Here is a 25,114-nt window from a genome sequence, read left to right on the forward strand (position 1 = left end):
GAATGAGTCCTGTTGAATACAGAAAATCATTCCTATAACTTATTTTTAATATGTCTACTTTTCTTGACATATTCATTTAGGTATTTTTTTTTTTTTTTGGATTTTCCTTTTTTTCCATAAAATATTTCGCTCCTTTCTTATAGAAAAGATACCACTAAGGTAATTAAAAGAAAATATTTTTAATTGGTTAAGGAAAATGTACTTCAAAAAAGGAAAAAGAAAATAAAAACAAGGCAAGTAATAAACTGCCTTGTGAAATAAAAATCCTTATCTTATTTTTTGCTCCTTTATCTTATAACTCTAAAAAATTAATAAAAATTTGGTCAAAAACTCGTTCAATAAAATAAACTTTCTTCTGGACTCTTTTATTATTAGGGTGGCGGGTAACCTTTAAAAAATCAACATACTTTTTCCAGATTTCATGGTAAATTTCCACAATTGATTCATTAAACTTGGTAATCCGAGCAGCATCACTTTTTAAATTATTTAAAACAAAGATCCCCTTTTTGCTGGTAATTGAAATATTTTCAAATGAAATATATTCAAAATTTTCTGCCGCTTGATAGGTTTTAAATAAATCTTGAAAGCCAACAAATTGAACTTTAATTAAATTAATATAATTATTCAGGATTGGTTTGCGAATTTCGGTAATTTTATTAAGAATAGTTCCAAACGAGGGAATTAATAAAATATTTGCTAAAGTTGAGATACAAGCTGAAATAATTGAACTATCTTTAAAAATTTCGACTGCTTGATAATTAATTACAATTGTAGAAATAACATTAATTAATATTAGAAGGTTTAAAAATCAAAACGGAACTCAATTAATGACTTCCTTTTTTTCAATTTTAATATTTTTTAACAAAAGACTTTTTTCATAAACAACTATTTTAATAAAATAAATATTGGTGTAAAAAAAGTTAGCAATCGTAAATTTTATTAAAATATAAAATGATAATGTTAGAACAACGTACGAAAAAATAATATTAAGTGGATTATTAGTCTTGTGGTTAGCTAATTGAAAAATAAAACCAACCATGATAATAGCAAAAATTAAACAATCTATAATAAACAAGGATAAATTCAGAGGATTAACCTTTTTATACTGTTTTAAATAACTATGGTACTCTTTTAAACATTTTTTAAATACATTACGATCTTGTTGTTTTTTCATTAGTAGTTTTTTTCTTCTATCGATTTCTTAATCCAATCATTAAAATAATAATTTATTCTAAATCATAAAAATTTTTGATAAAAGTTATTTTTTTGTTTGAACTTGTTTTATTATATTGAATTTGATAATTAACAAATTTAGTTATTGAAGGGGTAAAATCATCGCTAGTTTTTTGACTAAAAACAAACCATTCGTTTTGATTTTCAATTGCTGGCAAGGAAGCAATTTTGGTATTATCATCATAACTATTATTAAAATCAGGTTGGTTATCTTTATCCTGATAAATTTTTAATTCAATCTTATCAAATAATGTTGAATCATTAAAAGCAATATTAGTATATTTTCAAGGATCTTTAATTGCCAGCATAATTATTGCCCGTTCATCACCAATTGTTAATTCACTATCTGGAATATCTTTAAAAGCAGGATTTGTTAGCCTAATTTTAATATAATTCCAAATAACTGAAATATTGATTAAGTCATTTCAATTAATAATTTGACTAATATCTAATTCAGCAATCGTTGGTTTTCAAACAATTGCAGTAGTCTTAAAGGCGCCGACTACTTTAATATCCGCTGGTTTATCCGGATTAGCAACAACTTCCACAATAATTCCATCCTCAGCTGTTGGCCAATCACTAGCAGGACTGGTGGTAGTTAATAGGTTTTTTGTTTGGGCATTATAAATATTTATTTTTAAACTCGCAGCAATATCACCCGGGTTAAAAATAGAAATTGATTCAATTAACTTTTGCATAATGGCAGCATTTAAATAACCAAAATTCTTAGCATCTAAAGCAGGTAAACCTGCTAAATAAAGTTGTAAATTTTCAGCAAAGTGAACTTTTGGCTCATCTAACTTATTTAGATCAATGGTACTAATCCGAATAATTTCATTACAACTAATTACATTCGAAACAGTTGTTCCCGTAATTACTAACGCACCTAAACTTGCTAATAATTTTTTCATTATTAATGTTCCTTTCACAAAGATAATATTATTTTTTGACATTCATTAATTATGTTTTTTCATTCTTACTTAGTTAAATTATATCATAAAAAATAATAAAAAAATTATCGCTTCTATTCTATTTATAATGGAAAAAAGATATAATTATATATATCAAAATAGAAAGTAGGGAAAACTATGTCATTAAAAAGACTATTAGCTTCTTTTTTAAATATGATTTTCTGTTGGTTAAATTTAATCTTATGAATTTTTAATATTGACCCAATTGGGACATTAGCAACCGGAATTAGCGTACCATCAACTCGCAAAGGGAAATTAATTTTCGGAGCCAGTGCATTATTGCAATGAATTATTACGTTTACTATTATTGGGACAGTAGTTGTTATTGTAATGTGAGTATTAGATAAACCATCAATTGCAACTATTATTAGTGGTGCAGTCCAATAAAAAAAGGATTTTAATGTAATTGTCAATTAAAATTGACATGAAAAAGAGACATTTTTATTTTGAAACTCCATTCGTTCTTCGAATGGAGTTTTTCTTTGTTTAGTTCGTGGTCTAATAAAATTATAAAAATCAATATAATTTGAAATAATATCAAAAACATTATTAAAATTTAGATTTCTACGTTTATATAAAATTAAACATTCATTTTTAAAAGAATTAAACCAGCTTTCACATGCTCCATTGTCGGGGGAATTACCACGACGAGACATAGAAATTATAAAACCCATATTCTCGCATAATCCTTTCCATTGAAAAGAAGTATAAGCACTACCTTGATCAGAATGAATAATCACATTTTTTGGCTTACCTGCATAATTTCACGCGGATGTTAAATTACTAAAAGATAAGCTGGCATCGGCATAATTTGATAATTTTCAATCAATTATTTCTCCATTAAATAAATCTCTTACAATTGATAAATATAACATGCCATTGGAAATGGGTATATATGTAACATCAGTTACTCATTTTTTGTTCGGCTCAGATGCAATAAAGTTTCTATTTAAAATATTCGGAAATCTAAGAGGACCAGATTTAAAGTAATTTGGCTTTGATTTTTTCCTTATAGCTTTGATTTTTAATATTTTCATGTAACGATATACTCTACATTTACTAATTTTAATATTTTTATACTTTTCCAAGAAAATTGTAATCATTGGATATCCATATACTCCCTTAAATTTATTAAATAATTCAAGTATTGTATTTGCTAAAGAAGAATCATAATTTTTATATTTAGGCATTCCATTTTTCATTCACAAGTAATATCCTTGTCTTGTAACGCCTAATTTTCGAGATAAAAAATCAACAGAATATTCTGTTGATAATTGTTTTATTGCGAAGAACTTATCTTTAGTAGTCTTCGCCCCATACTTTTTTAATGCTAAATGTAATTTTGCAATCTCTTCTAGCTCAGAACGTGACATCTTTGTGACATCATTTGTTTTAAATTTTGAGCTACTAATTTTTCTTTTTATACTTGTAGTAGATTGGGATTCACGACCTCACTCCAAGTTATCTAAATTTGCTTGAGCATCTGTGTGTCATCTATGAATTGTAGATCTAGCAACATCATATTTTTCAACCGCTTGATTTATACCATTTATTTCAGCAAATTTTAGTATTTCTAATTTTTCAGTTTTATTTCATTGTCTTGCCATAAGAAAAGAACATCCTTTCAATAAAATTATACAACAGAAATTTTTTGTCTCTTTTTTCTGTCAATTTTATTTTAGATGTTCATTTAAATCCTTTTTTTATTTATTAATTTTTGTTAACAATGGAATTGATTTTGTATAGATTTCTAACATTTTGCGAAGATCATCAATTTTAACATATTCATTATAAGCATGCATTGTTGATTCCTCAATATCAAATTCAGCTCCAAACGCGACACAGTTGGGCATTGCTTTAGCATATGTTCCTCCTCCGATTGCTAATGGTTGGGCATTATGATCACCAGTAACTTCGCGATACACTTGCATAATATTTTGGATCATTGGACTATCCTTTGGCATGTGGACGGGGTTTTCTCATTTAAGATCAGTTAATTGTAAACCAAATTTTGCTAATTCAGCTGTTAATGGTTTAACAACATCTTCTTGACGATAAGTAATTGGAACCCGTAAGTTTAAAGTTAGACGGGTTTTATCCTGGTTAATTTCCACAATCCCGTTATTAACAGTTAAGTTCCCTGATTCATCGTGCATTGCCGGGAAAATTTTGCTAAACGAATAGTCGCGGTAGAGGTGCTCTTCCACAAATTTAGCAATTTTTGAAGTTGGATTAACATGAGCAATGGCATTTAATGCTTCTAAGGCTGCATTAACTCCGCGTTCTGGAAGACTTCCATGGGAAGATTTTCCTTTAATAATTAACATATCTTTTTCGACATAATTTTCAATATTTTCAGCAGTTAAGATTGCTTCAATCTTACTCATTTCTGGTCCCTGGTATGTAACTACATCATTAACTGAATTGTAAGCTTCCCCCCCAATTAAGGTAAATTTTTCACCCCCACCAACAATATCGGCATTTAAAATTCCTTTTTCGGCATATACCACCGGAAATTCCCCGTCGGGAGTATATCCTAAATCAGGAGTTCCTTCTGTTTCCATATAACTAGTAATTGATGCCCAGTCGGTTTCTTCGGTTAACCCAAAAATTAAACGAATCCGATAATCTGGTTCAAAACCATGGTCTTTTAAATATTTTAGCGCATATAAGTTAATTATTGTTGGTCCTTTATCATCAAATGAACCACGACCTAGTAACTTACCATCTTTAACTTGGGGATTAAAAGGTTCAAATTCTCACTTAGTTAAATCTCCTGTTGGCACCACATCTAAGTGCCCTAAAATAGCAAAGATTTTTTCACCGCTTCCATATTCAACATACCCATAGCGATTTTCAGGGTCTTGGTACGCTTTAAACCCTAATTCCTTTGCTAAATTAATCGCAAAAGCAAGAACTTTTTTTGTATTTTCTCCAAAGGGAGCCTGGGGTGCTTTTTCGCCGCGCACTGAGGGAATTTTAATAATTGCTTTAATGCTTTCCAAAGCAGCAGGAAAATATTCCTTTTGTAGTTTTTCAAGATCAATTTTCATTATTAGTACCTTCTTTCTAACCTAACACTTGTTATCTTGTTCTTAGTTATAATATAACATATTTTAAGGACTAGAAATTGAATTAATCCATAATATTAACTAAAATATCATTCAAAATATTGTAACCCTGGGGGGTACATTTTAAAAATTGATTATCAATTAAAACGAGATTACCCTTCGTAATTTCCGCGCTAATTTTTTCTTGGTAATATTCATAAGCTTCGCGAGCATCTTTGACAGTATTTAAATCAATTCCAGCGGTTAATCGTAACCCCATCATTAAGATTTGAAAATAATAATCTGGTAAACTAATTGCAGTTACCTTTTGTTCTCACCCTTGATAGCGGCGAGTATTTTCTAACAATAAATACTGGTTGTTTTCATTTAGAAAACCACTAGCCCCTGGTCCTAATGGTAAAAAAGATTTGTTAGTTCAATAGCAGAGGTTATGTTGGGATTGTTTGGCAGGAGTTAAACTATAATTTGAGATTTCATAACGATGATAACCAAAGTTAACTAACGCGCTATTAATAATCTCATCAAAAGCTAAATCATTATCTGGTAACTTCGTTTTTGTTTTACCCCAGTACGAGTTTTCTTTTAAAATTAAGGAATACCAACTAAGATGATCAGGTTGGAGCTGGTTAACCATTGCTAAATCATTGCTAATTTGCTGATAACTTTGGTCAAATAAGTTATACATTAAGTCAAAGGAAATATTATCAAACCCTAATTCCCGGGCTAAATAATAACTATCAATTGCCTGTTGAACAGTATGTTTACGGTTTAACTTGGCTAATAACTGATCATTAAAAGTTTGGATTCCAATTGATAAGCGATTAACATGGTATTTTTGTAAAATCAAAAGTTGTTCTTTGGTAATCCGTTCGGGGTTTAATTCAATTGTGTATTCTTGTAAATTATCTTGGTTAATCCCGCGCAGAATTTCTAGTAGCCTTGTTAGTTGGGTATTATTTAAACTATTGGGAGTTCCACCTCCTAAGTAAATTGTTGTTAGCCCTGTCAACTGTGGTTTAATCCGCTCAAATTCACTTGCTAAAGATGTTAAATATTCATCAACCATCAAATCCTGTGATTTTTTAATTTTAAAAAAATCACAGTAAAAGCAAATATGATCACAAAACGGAATATGAACATAGAGGTGTTTAATTGCCATCTTAATAACTCCTTACTTGTTGATAATCTTATCATAAATAAAAATAGATAGTTGGGTTAACTATCTATTTATTACTAAAACGTGAGAAGAACGGAATTCCTTTTCCATGGCGTTTACGACGAGCAATTAATCACGGAATTGAAATTGCTAAGGTTAGAATAATTAAGAAAATAATAAAGATAATTAAACAAATTCGGTTTGTTTTTTTCTTTAAAGCCGCTAGTTCTTCTGGTTTAACAATTTCATAACCATAATAACCAATAATATTTGATTTACGTTTTTTAGTTAAAACAATATTGGCAATATGAATTCCTAACATGGCAATTAAAATAATAATTGTAATGGTAATCGCCGCTGTTAAGTCTTCTACAATTCCTCAACTTCAAAAACCAAACATAAAGTGTTCTCCAGTATGTTGTTGGAAACCATATAAAATTCCTAAGATAATTCCCCCAAAAAAGTATGTTGGAAAAGCAATTCAGTTTAAGACAATGCTACGCACCGTCATTTTTTTATAATTATCAATTAAGAAATGAGGAATGGTGTGGTTACCCCGATTGAGATTAGCTAAATAATTATTAGCTTCAATTTTTACCCGTGATAAATCAAAGATTCCAGCAAATAATGATCCTAATGATACTAATAATAAGGTAATTGTTAAAAATGGGTGAGGAATGTATTGCGCTTTAATTCCTAAAATTTCTTCTAAGCCTTGCTTATGACTAATAAAATATAGGGCAATAAAGATACTTGTCGCAACTGTTCCCGCAAAACCAACAAGAATCATAATTAATGTTCGGATTTTTTCGGATTTAATTTCCCGGGCAATTTCTAAGGGCATTAATTTATTGGCATGTTCACGACTTAAACGATTAGCGTTCCCTTTTGACCGTAATTGTACTTGGTAAGCATAGCGTTTATTTTTCTTTGCCCCAGCCAAATTGTCATCTTCATCATAATAATCATTAACTACTGGCACTTTAGCATTGACTGGTGTTAATGCCATCTTTTCATTTGCCATATTATAGTCTTGATATGGCTGTGGTTGAGCAGCACGAGCGTAATTACCATAATTATTATTTGCTAGACTTGGTGCTGAATTATATTGTTGATATGATGGTGCACTTGGTTGCTGATAAGGCTGTTCATACATCATTTCATTCAAATTCATTTGCCCTTGTGGATTAACAATTCGGCGTTGGTAAGGACGACGATACTGATTTACATAGGAATGATCATCGGTGAAATATCCATCTGGAGTCCCATATTGTTGGGGATAACTACCTTGTGTTGGTTGGGGATATTGTTCATAAGATGCTGGTTGATAATCAACCCTTGGTTCTTGGTAAGCAGTTTGTTGCATACGACGCGGTAAAATCCGTTGAGGTGGTTGGGAATTAACAAATTCATCACTAAAATCATGGTTATAGTATGGTTCCACATAACCAGCTGGTTTTGGGGCAGTTAAATCCGGATGGGAATTAACATTTTGAGGTTGGTTATCAAATGGTTCACCATTTAAGTAGTAGTCTTGTTGACTTTGAACATTCATGCGGGCAGGTCGAATAATATTATTATTTTGGTAAAGCGCTTTGGTATTATTGACTTGGTGTTGGCGGTAATCTTGGTTGGGCACAATATAGCCATTGGAATTTGGACTAACTTGATTAGTATTATTATTAACATTGTTATTTTGCGCATTAAAACCACTAGCATTGTTATCAGCTGGTTGTTGATTGTTATTCTGTAGTTTATTCTTGTTATCAATAACAAAAGATTTAATCGAGTTAAATAATCCCATACTTTGTCCACCTTCCCTATCAAAGTGAATAAAATGTTTAAAATTAAGCAATAATTAACCTAGTCTTTACACCCGTACTTTTTGGCTAGCATAATTTCTTGCTCAAAATATTCAACATTTTCTTTAAAACTGACTTCTTGTTTTAATTTGATAATACTTGATTGCACATCATTTTTGTTTTTTGAACGAAATAATGAAAAAGTAATTACAAAATAAACAATTAGTAATAGCACTGCAAATCCTAGTAACACTCCAATTAACCCTGGTGTTGGAATTGTTAAATCTAAGATTTTAATATTTATAGTTAAGTTTATGCCCATATAAACACCACACTATCTAATGCAATTATACCAAATTTTTTAAAAATATGGTAATTATTTTTATTTTTCTGTATTTTTCTTGCTTAGAGTGTTATTTTAATTTTAAATTATTATTTAAAAATAACTATTTAATAATATTTGTAATTAAATTTTTATAATCATGATAATCAAATCATAAATTTTGATTTCAATGATAATCAGTTTGCTTAATTTCATCCACTTTTAATAAATTAGTAATTACAAAATTTGGATTATATAATAAGGAGCGCCCAAACGCAATGGCATCAATATTGTTTACTAGTGCTTCATTAACATCGGCAATTGAATCAAAATTTCCGACAACTACAACTGGTTTTGTGGTTCATTTTTTAACTGTAGCAGCAATTGGCAATCTAAATAATTTGGTCCCTAAATCAGCAATTACATCAGCCATTCTTACCCGAGCAATAGTTTCACCACTTGAAACATGTCAATAAGAAACTTTTTCATTTAATAATTCTACTAATGGTTGATATTCTGCTAACTCCATTCCGCCTTCCGCATGATCAGTAAATGAAACTCTAATTCCCACAGGGATTTGCACAACATCATAGATGTCATTAACAATATCAATGAGAAGTTGTGATCTTGTTATAATATCAGGACTTTTGATAACATCGTTTAATTTACTGTGAATTAGTTCTGATAAAAAATAACCATGAGCAGCATGTAATTCTACAAAATCAAAGCCAGCTAATTTGGCGCGTTTGGCAGCATCAACAAATTGTTGTTTAATAATTTGCAGATCATCATGCGAAGCAATTTTCAATTGCTCTTGGTTTAAATAGTCATAAAATTTAGTTGCGCCAATAATAGGCATCGCAACTTCCGCTTTTGCGCCTGCATGATTTAACTGAATCCCAATAATGGCATTTGCTTGTTTTGAAATATTTACAATACGTTGTAACCCTTCAATATGGCTATCACTTCAAATCCCCAAGTCTTTTTCTCTAATTCTACCATTTTCAGCAACAGCGGTTGATTCAACAATTATAGTCCCTACTCCCCCATAAGCACGAGCCCCATAGTGTTGAATATGAAAGTCATTTGCAAAACCATTAGTAGCCATTAAGGTATCCATCGGGGCCATAACTGCTCGATTTCTGGCTGGTTTATCTTTTATAAATTCAAATCTATCAGTAAAGTTCATTGTATTTCCTGCTTTCTAAATTAGCTATATCTTCATAATTTAACCTTAATTTTATTAATTTTAAACTATAGTGTTTCAAAATAGTCATTGGTACTTTATTAAATTTCCAATTCATTTGTAGTTATTGCTATAAAACAAATAATTGTTTTTATTTTAAATACTTAACTTTCTCAATAATTTTATCTCTTTTTTTTAAAAATATTCATCTTAATATTTTATTCCGTCGGCAAAAATTTATTCACGGATAATTTTAGATTTTAGTTTATTTTTAAAACTACTTCTTAATAGAATATTAATTTTAGGGACCAATAGCACCAGGTGGTTACGATATTCGGCCAAAATAAAATCAGCGGCAAAGTAAAAGATTAATAATAACACTAATACTAACGAAGCACACGAAGTGAAAACAATTGTTGTAATATCATCAATGACATTTGCAAAATCACCCAGGGCCACAAAATTAGCGGTTGGGTTTTTGAAGGCAAAAATACCAATTTGATCTCACGATAAAATATCATCAACACAGCGCACTAAGAATTCTGTCCCAAACAGCAGAATTTGGAAATAACCAACAATTGGGTCCCCCGTTGGCGAACGGTATTTTCATTCACAAGTCATTGCAAATAAAATATAGTAACACATTGAATAAGCTAATCCATTAATAACCTGTAAGGCTAAGTAGGCATCTGGTGAATGGTTAAAAGCAGAAATTGTAAAGAAAGCAAACCATAATAATAGCCCAATCCCAAAACAATATTTTGCTCCTAATTTATTATATAATCAGTTACATGCTAAATAAGAACCAAAAACTTGGGGAATTAAAAACAACTGGTTATTTAACCGAATAAACTGGTCGACCATCGCACTATTATGATATTTCTCCCAAGTCCGCTGTCCTAATAATCAAATATAAATGTTGGATTGCGAAATTTCTTTCATTCCAATGATAAAAAATAATAACGCAAAAATAATGATAACTTTTTTTCATTTAAAAGGTTCTAAAATTTCACGTTGTTCAGCGGTAAAAGGTAACGATGTAAATTCCCCTCTCCGTGAATAAAAAAGATAAAAGAATAAGGCCGCACCAATTGATAGCAATGATAACGAACCAATAATTCCGATAATGCCATGGTTACTAATTTTATTCATTAAACTATAGGTAAAAATATCATGGAAGTCAATGCCAGCTAAAATAGCGAACGTCATAATGGGTGCTACTAAACTAACTGTTTTAAACGGAAAAAACTTTTTCGCAAAAATTTCATTATAGGTTAAATAAAAACTACTTAAATTAGTAATCCCTAATCCTAACAAGACACAAGCAGTAATTTGGGTTTCAAAAGATGGGTAAATTACTAATAATAAAACTCCCAAAATAATAGCAATGTAAACTGATAGGCGATAAACTTCCCAAACTTTTTTCTTACGAAATAAAACAATTAAATTAATGGGAATCATCGCCACTAACGCATAAAATAACGTTGACATTACAAACAAGGCTCCCAACCCACTTAGTTTATCAATGTTTAACGCTTTTAACGTAAAATTAAAATCATAATTATTGGATAGAATTAAAGATAAGGCAAATCAAAAACAGAAAGTTTGCACAAAAAAGATCTTTTGACTATTGGAGCGAAAAACATGATTTTTAATTAGCATCAAAATATAGAACACCATAATTAATACTAATACAATTGGATTAAAAATAAAGATGTCTCAATTTGTTTGCATGCTTACCTCACTTGCTTAAAAGTAATTATAGCACAATATAATTTCATTAACCCTATTAAACACTATATTAATTTATTTTGCAACTATAAAATATTACGTTTAATAATAATAAAATAACTCAGAAATAATAAAACCGCACTAAAAGTAAGATAACTAATAATTATTGGCTTTGCATTTAAAAAGAATTGGTAATGACTGGTAATTTTACCATTCACAATTTTCAGGGGAAAATCTTGATAACTCATTAAATAATTGTGTTGATTGGTAAAATCAATCACACTATTACTTAGGGGAGCAAACCAATATTTATTAACAGGTAAAAACATTGTTCATAACTGATTTCAATGTTCTAAAACATTAATGATGGATAATTCCCGATAAAGATGCATTAACTTAACATAATGTTGCCAATTACCATCAACTGTTAATAACTCTGTGGTAATAATCTTATAATCTAAGACTTTTTTAATCACATTATCTTCTAACTCTTTAAAAACATAAAAAACATTGTTTTCAAATAACTTCATAATTGCTAACGAAAACTGACTATCATTTGCCACGTAATTAGATTTTTGCCCCACAAAATTAGCTAAGAATAAATTTTGAAAAATATCAACTGGATCATAATGCTGTTCATGATAACTATTTTGATCAACTGCTAACCAATTATTATTAGGATCAAATGCATATAACGAACTAGTAGTTGATAATTTTAGATTATAAAAAGTATTCCAATCAACAATTTTTTGGTAGTTATCAACTAAGGTTTTTAACTCATGCTGATAAACATTGTGGTCATTTAAATCATCATAAGATTTAAAAAAATACTGAGAGCTAATATTTAAGGTAATTGTCGTTGTTGTTCCAGCTCCTAAATCAGTATTAATAATACTATTGATCTCAGTCCCATTATATGTTCCCTTTCAGGCACTAACATTATGCGCAGTTAATTTAAGATGTTTTTCGGCAGTTAACCCCAACTGGTCGTTAATAAACATCAAACGGTTTAACCGTAAACTTTCATCATCTTGGTTAACTAAAATCTGGGTTAATTGGTTAATAGTTTTCTTTGCATAAAAATCATACAATGCTGTAGTTAAGTGGGGATAACTAATCAGATTATTTTTCAACATTTGCGGAAATAATAATGTTGTTTTAATATCACTAACATGGTATTTATTATCTCCACATTTTAGCGAAATATTATCACTCATTGCAAAAATTAAGGTATAGGGGATCCCCCCAATTAAAAATAAACTACAAAAAATAATTACAATTAGTAACACAACTTGAAAGTGTAAAAAAGAAATTGCAAATAAAATCCCGCATGAAGCTAAAAAACTAAACACTAATAAATAAATAATTAACTTAATTAACATTGTTGTTAGGAGATTACAATTAACCGGATTAAAACTAAACGCCGTAAAAATAAGATTCATTATTAGTGGGATTCCAAGTCCAATGATTAAAAATAACAAAATTGAAATCCATAATGCAATTAGTTTTAATAAAAATAACGTTGATTTGTGGTATGGCTTGGATATTAATAGCAAATATGTGCCATCTTGAAATTCACGGGCAAAAATTTTAATTGCAATAAAGAGAATAAATAATAAAACTAATAAATTGGTGAAAATTAAGACACCATATTGAAAATTAATAATTAGTTTATTTAAATCATTCGTTGTTAAGATTAAATATAAGTTTAATCCTCCCATTAAAACTAATGCTAATCCTGTCAGTAATAAAATTGCCATTGATTTTCAAATTTTAAAAAGAGCAAACAAGATTATTGACCAGCAAGAGCTTTTTTTATGGGAATAATTTAAAGCAGCATGGTTAGAATTAAGATTAGTTTTCATCACTATTTAGCGCTAAGATTAATCAGCAACGGTAAATATGTTGAATCAGCAATTTTATAACCAGTTGTCATTCATTGGCCAATGGCCCCAAATGATAAAATAAAATTTCATCCCGTAACATCTTCATTTGCTGGATTATGATAAGGAACTAATCATTGCGAATCATTTTGTTTTTGTAAACAAGGATCATTCCCACTATCATAATAAATCCGATCATTTAAACCATTGAACAAATCAATATCTGGTAATGCCTGCACATCTTTTTGGGCTTTAAAATCGTTAATTAATAACGGTAAAAAATTATTTAAATGACTATTATTGGGATCTTTTAATTTATTAGTTAAATCCTGATTAATGGTAATCGCAACTTGGGGTTGTTGTTGATTAGAAGTGAAATGGAAATAATTAAAAAACTTCACGACGATGTTTGCAAAATTATCTAATTTTTTTTGCATCCCCTCTTTAGAAGCTTTTAAATCTAAAGCTAGGGCTGTTCCCCCTTTGATTACCACCCCTGATAATGGTAGTCCCGCAATGGTAATAATATTAAGGTTAATCTTAAAATTAGCTAAATCAAAAACATCTCCACTACTAAAAATTGACGAAATTTTTAAAAAGAACTGTTCAAAATTAGCAACGGTAATTTTACTAGGATCATAACCATTTCCCGTTCAATTTCAAGGAGCACTATCAGCAGTTACTGGCTCAACTCCGTTGGTCGTATTATTAACCCATTGACTTAATAAGGTAATAAAACTTTGACTATTATCATATTTAATATAACTTAAATAATTTTGTAAAGCCGGCAAGGTTTTAATCATGTCTTGAAAACCATTTAGAACAAGATTATTAACCACCGGACCATTTTTATTATCATCAAAATTAATCTGGAATTTTTGGAAAATATTATAGAATTTTGACTGTGGATCATCAATGGTAACATTTTGTAAGTTATTAAAATAACCAATTGTCGCATCAGAAATAATTCCAATAATTTTACCAATCGTATTTTTAATAGCATCCACCCGGTCAGTAGCAATAAATTTAATATTATAGTCAATATTTGAACTATAAGTTTTATATTGGACAGTGTAGCGCAAAGCAATATTAATTGTTACCGCAGTTGCTGTTTTAATTGAAGGATCATTAATCAAACTAGCTAGCGTATCAAGGTCAATATAAGTTGCACTAATTTTAACAGGCGTAGCTGCTAACATCAAGGGATCGCTCGTTAAATAATAAGCAGCATATTGATGTTTAATTTTAGCATTAATTGAATTATTAAAATACTGTTTAAAATTATAATATAAATATTGGAGCGCGGAACCATAATTAGCGTCCTCGTAATCCAAATTAACATCTGGTTTTTCTTTAGAGACTAATTTGGCAATGGCACTAAACGCCGGTTGCACTCCTCCTAACGTAATATCAATAATATTATTTTGTTGAGCACTATAGTCATTTAAATCAGATAATGATTCTTCTTCAATTTTGGATAAGATTTTTAAATCGTTATTGATATCATTATCACTACCACCCCCACCGGAGTTAGCATTATTATTTATTGGTTTACATCCAACTAAACTAACACCAGGGGCGGTTGTTAATAAAATAATTCCTAAATAAGTTAAAAGTTTTTTCATCTTTTGTTCATCTCCTTTAATTAAATAAAAAAACACCAATCATATTAAAAACTAATATCACTGGTGTTTTAAACACTCTTATATAATATAAGTTTATCATTATCTAAGTAATAACTTTTTCCCTTCTTAAAACTTTTTTCTTGTCTAACTGTGGTAATCAAATTTAATGTTGAGTTTTTTAAATAAAAAATTAAATGAAAACTCTACTTCTTTGATTTTATAAATTTTAATTTGATATTGTAAAGCATACTGGGTAATATAATATAAATCCAGAGGGCTGCGAATAACAAAATTTAATTGTCTATTTTCAGCTTCATACCAACTAGGAATTCGGTAATATTGAAAATATTTTTGGATTGCTAGTTGGTTGTTACTTGTTAATGCATAAGTATTTTGTAAATTAAATTTTTTAATGGAACCCGTATAATATTGTTTACCCATCATAATCATTGTAAATTCATCAATATAATTTTTTATCTCATCTAATAAGTGGGAAGAAAAAAAGACAGTTTTCCCTTGTAAGGTTAATCTTTTTAAATATTGAATAATTTTTTTACGATTATCAATATCTAATCCAGATTCTGGTTCATCTAAAATAATAATATCCGGATCATGAATAATTCCCTGGATAATCATAATCCGTTTTTTCATCCCACTGGAGAATGAATTAACATCGCGATCACGAAATTCTCATAAATCTAATGATTTCATCAATGTTTTAATTCGATTTTTTAAGTAGTTACCACGCAGACCATTGGTTCTTCCTAAATATTTGAGAAAATTATACGCTGAAATTTTTTCGGGAAATGTTAAAAACTCCGGGACATAACCAATTCTTTTCTTAATTTTAATGGCATTATTTTTATAGCCGTTGATTGTAATATTTCCCTTGAATCCTTTTAACCCACCAATTAATGATTTAATTAAGACTGTTTTTCCACTTCCGGATGCTCCTAAAATGGCATGCATTTTGCCAGAATGGACAACAAAATTAAACGGTCCCACGATATTTTTTTTAAATTTCTTTTGGAAATTAATAACTTGAATGGCAGGGATTAACATTAGTTTATTTGGCATTATAATTTCCTCCTTGTTAGGTAATGCTTTTCCGCGCAATGATAACTATTGCTAATAGCAAACAACAAATGCTAATAGATAAATAAAGATAAATTAAGGTTTTAATTTTTAAATAATTTTTGGTTTGCAAAATAATCTTATGTTGAGCATCTAATACTAAGGGAAAGTCTTGATAACTCATTAGTTTGTTTTTTTGACTATCAAAATCAATAAAACTATTAGCAAATGGCTGAAATTGATATGGTTCATAACTAATCATGGTCGTTCATATTTGGTTTCAATGTTCAAGTAAATTAAATTTTGTAATTAATTGGTACACTGTTGTTAAATTTTGATATTTTTTTCAGTCTTGATTAATCTTTACCGTAGCTAGTTGCAAAATTTTATAATCATAAACTTTTTGTAAGATATTATCTTCTAATGTTTTTACAACATAAAAGACGGGGTTTTTAAAATAATGGTCCAAACTCTGAATAAAATCAGGACTAGCTAAATATTGCGAACTAACATGTTCATAATTACTGCTAAAAATCGCTTTAAAAATATTAGCTGGATTAATATTTTTTTCCTGATATGATAAATTATCAATGGTAAAATAAGTGTTATCATTAAAAAGCATTAATGAATTAGTATTATTTAAATAATAATGGTAATAATAATCTCAGTTAGGGGTTTGGACTTTCGTACTCGCAATTAAGCTTAGTAATTCCTGATCAATAACATTATGGGAATTAAGTTCTTGGGAAGTTTTAAAACTATAATCACTGCCTAAGGTTAAATCAAGAGTAGTATCACGGGATGGTGATGCTTTTTGATCAGCCCTAATAATATCATTAATATTTTGATTCTTATAAGTTCCTAGCCATGATGTAATTTTGTTGGCATGAAAAGTAACCGCATTTTTTTTGTTAATCCTAGTGATTGGTAAAATAACAACCGGTTCTTTTTAAGAAGATTACTATCTGTACCATTAATAATTGCTTGCAAATCACTAGGACTATCCTGGGCATAAAAATCATAAATTTTTTTTGTTAACACCGGATAAGCAATCTGATTATCTTGTAAATCTTCCACAAACAAGATTGTCTCACGAAGACGACTAACAGGATAAGTTCCCCCACCATTGGTAAAAGTTATTTCAATATTATTACTCAAGGTACTAATTAATGAATACGGCAGGCCTCCTAATAAAAATAAACTACAAAAAATTGTGACAATTAAAATTACAATTTGCGAAGAAAAGATTGAGAGAGCACAGATAATTCCATTGACAGCTAAAAATGATAACATCATCGTATATTTTAATAAATTAACCAGCAATTTTAATATTTGGTAATAAAATATCGGTTTTAAACTAAAATGATAAACTACTAAACTACTAAGATAGCCAGTTAATAATATTAAGCCAATGAAAAACGCAAGGCAAATTCATAATGCTAATAGTTTTAAGAAAAAAATGGTTAACCGATGATATGGTTTCGAAATTAATAACAAGTAGGTGCCATCTTGTAATTCACGACCATAAACTTTAATGGCTCCTAATAAAATAAAAATAAGTAAAAAAATATTACTAAAGATAATAACTTCATATTGAAAATTAACAATAAAATTACTATATGTTGGCGAAATTATTAATAAAGTAACTAAAAAGGCATTAAATAATAAAACTGCTAGCAGCATTAATACTCAGATGGTGATGCTTTTTGTTACTTTAAAAATTGCAAACGAAATGATCGCCCAAAAAGCTCGTTGACGAGGTGGCAATTGGGACTGGGAGCGTTGAAGGTGGGGATTATGAGGCACATTATTTTTCATCGTTATTCCTTTACTTATTGAAAAAGATAAATTAAATAAAAAAACAAATAGCACTAACATGATGGGTGTTAGGTACTATTTGTACTCTGTTAACTATTTAATTTACAAGATTATTATATTACATTTTTTCCATAACATCAACACCAATTAGGTTAAAAGCATTACTTAAAACTTGGTAAACAACTTGGATAAAACATAAACGTTGTTTTGTTAATGCTAAGTTTTCTAAATTAATAACTTTAAATTCATTGTAATATGAATGGAACTGACGAGTAATATTTTGAATGTAATCACAGATTAAATGGGGTTGACGCATTTTTGCACTGTATTCAACATAACGGTTAAATAAATCAATATCATTTAACAAGTTTAATTCTTTATCCGTTGTTAATAATTCAAATGAACTAACATCATCAAAATTAATATTATTAGCAGCAGCTTGTTTTAAGACACTATTACAACGGGCAGTAGCATATTGGGCGTAGTAAACCGGATTTTTTGAAGAATGTTCTTTTAGTAAACCAACATCTAAGTCCATATGACTTTGCGGTGTTTTACTTGATAACATATAACGAATGGGATCCACCCCAATTTCTTCAATTAAATCAATTAACCAAACTGCTGTCCCTTTTCGTTTACTCATTTTATATTCTTGACCATCTTTTAATAACCGTACCATTTGAATCATATCAATTTCTAAGATATCTTTGGGATAACCTAGTAACGCTAAACCAGCTAACATCCGAATAATATAACCATGGTGGTCTCCCCCTCAGAAGTTAACTAAGTGGTCAGCTTTACTACGTTGTAAACGTTCATTATGAACAGCTAAGTCCGGAGTAATGTATGTATAATCACCATTATTTTTGACTAATACCCGGTCTTTTTCATCACCAAAGTCAGTTGTTTTTAACCAGAGTGCCCCATCTTTATGATAGGTTTTCCCTAATTTATCATACTGTTCAAGCACGGCATCAATTTTTCCCCCCGCATAAATTGCTTTTTCGGATGAATAATATTCAATATCAACCCGGAATAGTTTTAATTGTTCTTTAATGATGTCTAAGAACAATGCTACTGATTCATTTCGGAAAATTTCGTGGGCTACAGGATCACTTAACTTGTAATCTTCACCATAAGTTAAATCAACATATTTATCCTGATATTTGTCAACAAATTTTTGGGCAACATCAAGATACATATCTCCCTTATATGCTTCTTCGGGAGGAGTAACTTCTTTTCCCAGTAAAGTTTGATAACAAGTAAAAACAGTAATTGCTAAAATATTAATCTGGTTTCCCGCATCATTGACATAGTATTCAGTTTGGACATTAAAACCAGCAAATCGTAAAATGCGGGCTACACTATCCCCAATGGCTCCGTTCCGCGCATGACCAATGTGTAAAAAACCAGTGGGGTTTGCCGAAACAATTTCTAAATTATAAGTATAATTTTTGGGTTGTGATTTTCCATAGTTTGTTTTTAAAGTTAATACATCAGTCATTATTTTATGTAATTGCGCATTGGCAATTGTAAAATTGATAAAACCTGGCCCCGCTAAACTAATTTCTTTAAAACTTTGTTGGTCCTTTTCCTTAATATAGCTAATAATTTCATTCGCAATTTCGCGCGGATTGGCTTTTAAATCTTTCGCTAATAATAAGGCTAGGTTCGTTGATAAGTGCCCAAACCCTTCTTGACGAGGTTTTTCAATAATTATTTCTTTCTCTAAATTTTTGCTTGCTAAATAGCTCGCTAGTAAATCTTCAACAATCTTAATATTATTATTCATCTTTTCAGTTCCCTTTCTGTATGCAATATCATTTTATCGCAAATTATGGTTTATTTGCTATCTTTTTCTGAATTTATATGTTATTATTTAAAAGCGATGAGCCGATTGGGAGAACATATCGTCAACCAGTCATAACACTTTTAAAAGTGTTTTTTTTATTTTGTTTTAACTAAGCGACAGTAGTAAAATCCGTCACTATTATGTTCATAACCAAACACTTGTTCTTCTTGCTCAATTTTCATATCCGGGTATTTTTGGACAAAGTTTTTAATTTGCTCTTGGTTTTCATAAATTTCAAAAGTACAAGTTGAATAAACAAGAACACCCTGTGGTTTTAATAATTGGTAGGCTTTATCTAATAATTGGGCTTGAATGCTAACAAGATCAAATAAGTCTTCACTTGTTCATGTTTTATATTTAATTTCCGGTTTGCGTTTAATAACCCCGAATCCACTACAAGGAGCATCCAGTAAGATCCGATCATATAACTGATTAGGAGAAATTAAATTAGCGTCCAGATTATGAACTTCAATATTAGTGAGCCCTAAACGGTCAATATTTTCCATAATTAACGGAATTTTATAGTTCGCAATTTCATAAGCATCAACGTGACCCTGGTTATTCATGAGCTGTCCTAAGTAAGTTGTTTTACCGCCGGGTGCCGCACACATATCTAGGACTAATTCACCTGGTTGGGGTGCTAATGCTTCCACAACTTTAATACTCATTTCATCTTGCATAATAATTTCTCCGTTTTTAAACATTTCACTATTCATCACTGGATATGATGAAATAACACCAGCGGAAGTTATTAAACTTGGTTGTAAATTATACTGGGGATATTTGGCAATTAATTCTTCGCGAGAAATTTTTAAAGTATTTACCCGGAGTGATATTTTGGGAATGTTAATTGAATCTTTAATAATATTTAAAGCATGTTCATCTCCAAACTGAGTTTTTAAAATTAATAATAAACCCCTTGGAAAACTATAACGAATAGATAAAGTTTCAATTTCATTTTTATTGATAATATCAAAAACACTAGCATCAGCAGTCAAAATCCTTTTTAAAGTTGCATTAATAAAACCACTAACTTTAGGATTAATAGTTTTGGCAATTTCAACTGCTTCGTTAACAATAGCATAATTCGGAATTTTATCTAAAAAATAAAATTGATAAACACTGAGTCATAATAAAATTTGTAATTTTTGGTTTGTTTTGTGGGGATCAATAAACTTATTAGTAACATATTCTAAATAAATTTTATTTTTTAAGGTTCCATAGACAATTTTAAAAATTAAGGTTTTATCCTGGTTACTAAGATCCGGGTATTTAATTAACATCTGGTTTAATAAATTATTACTAAATTCTTTTTTAACAATAATTTGATATAAAATATCAAAACATAACTGACGAGTTTTCATTTTTATCCTCTTGAGGGGGTACTTCTCTTTTTAATTTCTTGGCGAATGATATTAACAATTTCATTGGTTGCTCTTTCCACAGTATCATTTACAATTACATAATCATAATTATCTTGCAAGGGCAATTCTTCGCGGGCTTTTTGCATCCTTTGCCTTAAAACTTCCTCTGGTTCAGTTCCTCGTCCCCGAATTCGTGCTTCTAAAACTTCTAAACTAGGAGGAACTAAGAAGATTGATAAAGCATCAGGAACTTTTTGTAAAACCTGGGTTGCGCCTTGAACTTCAATTTCTAGCAAGACATTTTTCCCCATTGCTAATTGTTTATCACAATATGCTTTGGGAGTTCCATAGTAGTTCCCAACAAATTGGGCATACTCTAATAACTCATCATTCGCAATTGCTTTTTGAAATTCTTCTTTGGTTACAAAAAAGTAATTAATTCCGTCAACTTCACCCTCACGTTTTTCTCTCGTTGTCATTGACACTGAGTATGCTAAATGTAAATCATCATATTTAAAAAGTTCTTTGCCGATGGTCCCCTTTCCAACTCCGGATGGTCCTGAAAAAATTATTAAAAAGCCAGTGTGATTATTCATTGTTAGTATCATCTTCCTTTTCTATCCGTAATATATATAAATACTTGTTTTTATAATTTTTTGTTTTTAAAATAACCAAGTTGTAATTATCAAAACTTAAGGCTTGGTTGGCTTCACAAACAATAATACCGTAATTATTGAGAAGATTATTCTCTAATATACAAGTAATAATATCATAATAATAATCAATTTGTTTAAATGGGGGGTCTAAAAATAAAATATCTATTTTAATATTATTATTAATAAAATTAGTTAACAAGACCTGGTAGTCAACATTTAAAATAATTGCATTTTCAATTTGAAGATTGCGGACATTATTTTGAATAATTTTTAATGCTCCTGGATGGTAATCATTTAAATAACATTGTCGTAACCCGCGTGAGAGTCCTTCAATCCCTAACTGACCACTCCCTGAAAAAATATCTAACCCTACTTTATTTTCATAAATAAAATAATTATCTAAAATATTAAACAGATCTTCTTTAACTCGGGCTGTCATTGGCCTAGTGTTCATTCCTTCTAAAGTTTGTAGGGCACGTCCTTTATATTTTCCACTAATTACTCGCATTGTTAACCTCTCTTTTAAATTTATTATACATAATTTATTGTTAATAATTTCATATGTTATAATTTTTATTGAGGTGATTTTAGTGCTACAAAGTGAAGTACCCAATAAAAGTTGATTAGTGTTTGATGATAGCACATCCATTCGGGAACCATCAGTAGATGTCAACCTACCACTTTCCGCTAATGATGAATTAATCATGCACAAACTAATTGACTTTGTTCGTTATTCACAAGATCCCACTGAAAATAAAGATCATGCAATTCGTCCGGCCGTTGGCCTAGCGGCCCCCCAAATTGGTGCCAATGTTAATATGTACTATATTCGAATTGATACTACTGATGATGAAACGAAACAACGAACTATTATTGAACATGCCTTGGTTAATCCCAAAATTATTGGGTATAGTTCCCAACTTGCTTGTTTAGAGGAAGGCGAAGGTTGCTTAAGTGTTGCAAATGATCATGAGGGTTATGTTCCGCGCAGCTTTCGGATTTTAGTTGAAGGTTACGATTATTTAAAACAAGAAAAAATTAAAATTACAGTCCGCGGTTATGAAGCAATTGTTTTCCAACATGAACAAGCCCATTTAGAGGGAAAGTTATATTATGATTTAATTGATGATAAAAATCCATGGCTAAAAAAACCAGAATGAATTTTACTATAAATTTATCTGGTTTTTATTTTTGCCTTAATTTTTATATGATGATAATATAATAAAGATAATGGCCTACTTTTTATTCAATAAATAAAAAAGATGATAAAAAATTATAAAAATCATCTTTTTAAAAATTACATTAATAGTCACCAGGACTAAGGAGAACAAATATTTTTATCTTTGGACTTCTTTTTCTTTTGATGCTAGATCTTCCAATGACTTTAACTCACCTTGAAGTTTACTTGCTTTATATGCGTTTGCTTCTTTTTTTTCTTCAATTGCATTATTTTTTTGTTCCAGATTTGCCAAGGGTACATAAAATGTAGAAAGATTAGGGCTCTGGTATTTTGCTACCATCTCAAATAAATCTGCAATTGACTCTTTAATTTGATCATAGTGCAAATTAAAATTATAATTTGCACTGCCAATAATTTCGGTTTTATTTTTCTTTTCAATTTTTTTAGCAATTTCTTTATGATCATTTTTTCATCTAGTGAGTGCTTTTTTAGTTAAAGCATTTTTAGTAATTATATTAATAAAGTTATTAGAATCATGTTTTGATAATAAGTAGACAAAATATATATTATTTTCTTTATTATAATAATATTCATTAATAAATTCCTCAAGTTTTCTAATATGTGAATTTATTATTTCTCTTTTTTCTAAAATCATTTTTGCATGATAAGTATTAAACTCAGCATCTTTTTTAAGAAATTCTAAAATATCAGCATTTCAAATTTTATCATCAGCAATGAGACTATATAAATCTTTAATTTTTTTTAATTGACATTGTTTTTGGTCTTTTGCAAGTTCAATGTATATCTCTTTAAGAAAACTAATTGAAATAGCAGAATAATGACTACGAAAATTTTTTCATTCATTTAACATTTCTTCAATTAATTTATCATTTTTATATTTTGAAAAATGCTCAAAAAAATATTCTTGGTTTTTATCATATCATTTTTGGTAATGTTTGGCATTAAATAAAGATTCTATTTTTTTATCAAAGTTATTTTTTTCCATAAAAATAGTAAAAAGAAAATTATAGTAGGGGGAATTTTTAGATTTTTCCATATTTTTTTGTTTTTCTTTATTAATTTTTATACTTTCAATTGTTTTATTTTTTAATTTTTCATAATATTCATCAATTAATCGTAATCGGTTTTCTATTTCTGCTTTAAAACTTGCATCACTTAATTGAATATCCAATTCATTAATTTCTTTTTTAATCGTCCTAATTGTAGCATTAATGTCTTTTCTTTCAATATTTATATATGTCAATAAATTATTAATTTTTAAATTAAAATTACTTAATTTATTAGAATTAATATCATACACTAATGTGCTTAAATGATAATTATCTTTGCTGGATATTTTTAATTGGTTAATTTGTTCACTTAATATATTAATTCTATCAATACATTCACTTTGTTCCTTTAATAAAAGCCCTGTTTTTGATGTTTTTTCTGTAGTGAAAAAAAATAAAAATCTTTTCTTTTTAGTTAATGATTTTTGGTTACCAATAATTAAATTTAAGTATCGGTATTCATCGACTAATTTTATTAATAAATTATTAGCTTTTTCTAATGAATTTTTATCTAAATCAAATTTTTTAATTTCTTGTAATAACTTATCTTTTTTATCAGCAAATTCTTTAGTAAATTGAGAATATGTAATCTCAACCTTATTTGTTAATTCATTAATTTTAGTTAAATGTAAAGAATCTTTTATATCTTCTGGAGCATTTTCATCAATTTCATCTAAAAAATTTTTAATGGATTTATTAAATAATTTCAATGAGGTTTCCATAATATTTTGTTTTAAACTTACTATTGTACCACTAAGGTTTTTTTCCATAATTTTGTTTCCCTTCTTTAATTTAAAATATAATTATTTATAAGTTTTTCATTTTTTAAAATGATTAATGGTAACATATACTATATTTTTTTAATATTACTTGTAATTATTTTGCAATTTATCAACCAAAAAGATATTTATAAATGTAATTTAAATAATCCTTTTTGATCCAAAATTAATATTTATATTAGACTAAAAATACTGCTTAATTTTTTACTTTCATTATCGTTTTTTCCTTTCTCATAATATTTATAAAATTAAAAAACACCCAACAATGAATATCTAAAATAAAATAGACACGTAAAAAATAAGTTTATGTGTAATAATTTTATTGAAAGGTATTCTTTTTA

Annotated in this window: 21 protein-coding genes; 2 read left to right on the forward strand and 19 right to left on the reverse strand. The window is 28.9% G+C overall.

The features are described 5' to 3' along the window. Positions 1–292: 292 nt before the first annotated feature. Positions 293–1,174 carry a hypothetical protein gene (locus tag QPK10_RS06575; protein ID WP_368487207.1) on the reverse strand — a complete coding sequence of 294 codons (882 nt, stop codon included), beginning with the start codon at positions 1,172–1,174 and terminating at the stop codon, positions 293–295. A 52-nt stretch (positions 1,175–1,226) separates the two neighbouring features. After that, positions 1,227–2,144 carry a lipoprotein gene (locus tag QPK10_RS06580; protein WP_368487208.1) on the reverse strand — a complete coding sequence of 306 codons (918 nt, stop codon included), beginning with the start codon at positions 2,142–2,144 and terminating at the stop codon, positions 1,227–1,229. Between the two features lie 177 nt (positions 2,145–2,321). Here QPK10_RS06580 and QPK10_RS06585 point away from each other — a divergent pair, with 177 nt between their 5' ends. Continuing rightward, positions 2,322–2,591 (forward strand): hypothetical protein, encoded by a 270-nt coding sequence (locus tag QPK10_RS06585; protein ID WP_368487209.1) that lies wholly within the window; start codon positions 2,322–2,324, stop codon positions 2,589–2,591. A gap of 26 nt (positions 2,592–2,617) precedes the next feature. Here the strand turns inward: QPK10_RS06585 and QPK10_RS06590 are convergent, their stop codons facing one another. The 16 genes from QPK10_RS06590 to rsmD form a co-directional block, all read right to left on the reverse strand. Then, a complete protein-coding gene (locus tag QPK10_RS06590; RefSeq protein ID WP_368487210.1) occupies positions 2,618–3,811 on the reverse strand; it encodes an IS3 family transposase in 1,194 nt (397 codons plus the stop codon). Positions 3,812–3,907: 96 nt separating this feature from the next. Further along, positions 3,908–5,257: a Sapep family Mn(2+)-dependent dipeptidase gene (locus QPK10_RS06595; protein WP_368487211.1), complete on the reverse strand. Its 1,350-nt coding sequence runs from the start codon at positions 5,255–5,257 to the stop codon at positions 3,908–3,910. Positions 5,258–5,339: 82 nt separating this feature from the next. Then, positions 5,340–6,434 (reverse strand): radical SAM family heme chaperone HemW, encoded by a 1,095-nt coding sequence (hemW, locus tag QPK10_RS06600; RefSeq protein WP_368487212.1) that lies wholly within the window; start codon positions 6,432–6,434, stop codon positions 5,340–5,342. A gap of 64 nt (positions 6,435–6,498) precedes the next feature. Further along, positions 6,499–8,235, reverse strand: coding sequence for an MSC_0882 family membrane protein (locus QPK10_RS06605; protein ID WP_368487213.1), 1,737 nt, complete (start codon positions 8,233–8,235; stop codon positions 6,499–6,501). A 59-nt stretch (positions 8,236–8,294) separates the two neighbouring features. Further along, positions 8,295–8,555 carry a hypothetical protein gene (locus QPK10_RS06610; RefSeq protein WP_368487214.1) on the reverse strand — a complete coding sequence of 87 codons (261 nt, stop codon included), beginning with the start codon at positions 8,553–8,555 and terminating at the stop codon, positions 8,295–8,297. Between the two features lie 124 nt (positions 8,556–8,679). After that, positions 8,680–9,744 carry an NADPH dehydrogenase gene (locus tag QPK10_RS06615; RefSeq protein WP_368487215.1) on the reverse strand — a complete coding sequence of 355 codons (1,065 nt, stop codon included), beginning with the start codon at positions 9,742–9,744 and terminating at the stop codon, positions 8,680–8,682. Positions 9,745–9,978: 234 nt separating this feature from the next. After that, complete coding sequence (locus tag QPK10_RS06620; protein ID WP_368487216.1) at positions 9,979–11,475, reverse strand: hypothetical protein; 1,497 nt, start codon at positions 11,473–11,475, stop codon at positions 9,979–9,981. 83 nt (positions 11,476–11,558) lie between these two features. Beyond that, entirely contained in the window at positions 11,559–13,337 is a 1,779-nt protein-coding gene (locus tag QPK10_RS06625) for an ABC transporter permease (protein WP_368487217.1), read from the reverse strand. A 2-nt stretch (positions 13,338–13,339) separates the two neighbouring features. Beyond that, positions 13,340–14,980 carry a hypothetical protein gene (locus QPK10_RS06630; RefSeq protein ID WP_368487218.1) on the reverse strand — a complete coding sequence of 547 codons (1,641 nt, stop codon included), beginning with the start codon at positions 14,978–14,980 and terminating at the stop codon, positions 13,340–13,342. A 144-nt stretch (positions 14,981–15,124) separates the two neighbouring features. Beyond that, on the reverse strand, positions 15,125–16,057 hold the full coding sequence (locus QPK10_RS06635; protein WP_368487219.1) for an ABC transporter ATP-binding protein: 933 nt from the start codon (positions 16,055–16,057) through the stop codon (positions 15,125–15,127). Positions 16,058–16,073: 16 nt separating this feature from the next. Next, on the reverse strand, positions 16,074–16,676 hold the full coding sequence (locus QPK10_RS06640) for a hypothetical protein (protein ID WP_368487220.1): 603 nt from the start codon (positions 16,674–16,676) through the stop codon (positions 16,074–16,076). Between the two features lie 239 nt (positions 16,677–16,915). Then, positions 16,916–17,872, reverse strand: a complete 957-nt coding sequence (locus QPK10_RS06645; RefSeq protein ID WP_368487221.1) for an ABC transporter permease — start codon at positions 17,870–17,872, stop codon at positions 16,916–16,918. Between the two features lie 118 nt (positions 17,873–17,990). After that, positions 17,991–19,664, reverse strand: a complete 1,674-nt coding sequence (gene argS, locus QPK10_RS06650; RefSeq protein WP_368487222.1) for an arginine--tRNA ligase — start codon at positions 19,662–19,664, stop codon at positions 17,991–17,993. 155 nt (positions 19,665–19,819) lie between these two features. Then, on the reverse strand, positions 19,820–21,088 hold the full coding sequence (gene rsmB / locus QPK10_RS06655) for a 16S rRNA (cytosine(967)-C(5))-methyltransferase RsmB (protein WP_047791666.1): 1,269 nt from the start codon (positions 21,086–21,088) through the stop codon (positions 19,820–19,822). A 2-nt stretch (positions 21,089–21,090) separates the two neighbouring features. After that, complete coding sequence (gene gmk, locus QPK10_RS06660; protein ID WP_047791667.1) at positions 21,091–21,684, reverse strand: guanylate kinase; 594 nt, start codon at positions 21,682–21,684, stop codon at positions 21,091–21,093. Then, positions 21,677–22,450 carry a 16S rRNA (guanine(966)-N(2))-methyltransferase RsmD gene (rsmD, locus tag QPK10_RS06665; protein ID WP_368487223.1) on the reverse strand — a complete coding sequence of 258 codons (774 nt, stop codon included), beginning with the start codon at positions 22,448–22,450 and terminating at the stop codon, positions 21,677–21,679. The genes gmk and rsmD overlap by 8 nt, the downstream gene beginning before the upstream one ends. Here rsmD and def point away from each other — a divergent pair. After that, positions 22,335–22,916, forward strand: a complete 582-nt coding sequence (gene def, locus QPK10_RS06670) for a peptide deformylase (RefSeq protein WP_368487224.1) — start codon at positions 22,335–22,337, stop codon at positions 22,914–22,916. The genes rsmD and def overlap by 116 nt on opposite strands. A gap of 165 nt (positions 22,917–23,081) precedes the next feature. On the opposite strand, the gene QPK10_RS06675 is transcribed toward def, so the two are convergent. After that, positions 23,082–24,764, reverse strand: coding sequence for a hypothetical protein (locus QPK10_RS06675; RefSeq protein ID WP_368487225.1), 1,683 nt, complete (start codon positions 24,762–24,764; stop codon positions 23,082–23,084). Positions 24,765–25,114: the final 350 nt, after the last annotated feature.

The organism is Spiroplasma sp. DGKH1 (assembly GCF_040940205.1).
GTDB lineage: Bacteria > Bacillota_I > Bacilli_A > Mycoplasmatales > Mycoplasmataceae > Spiroplasma.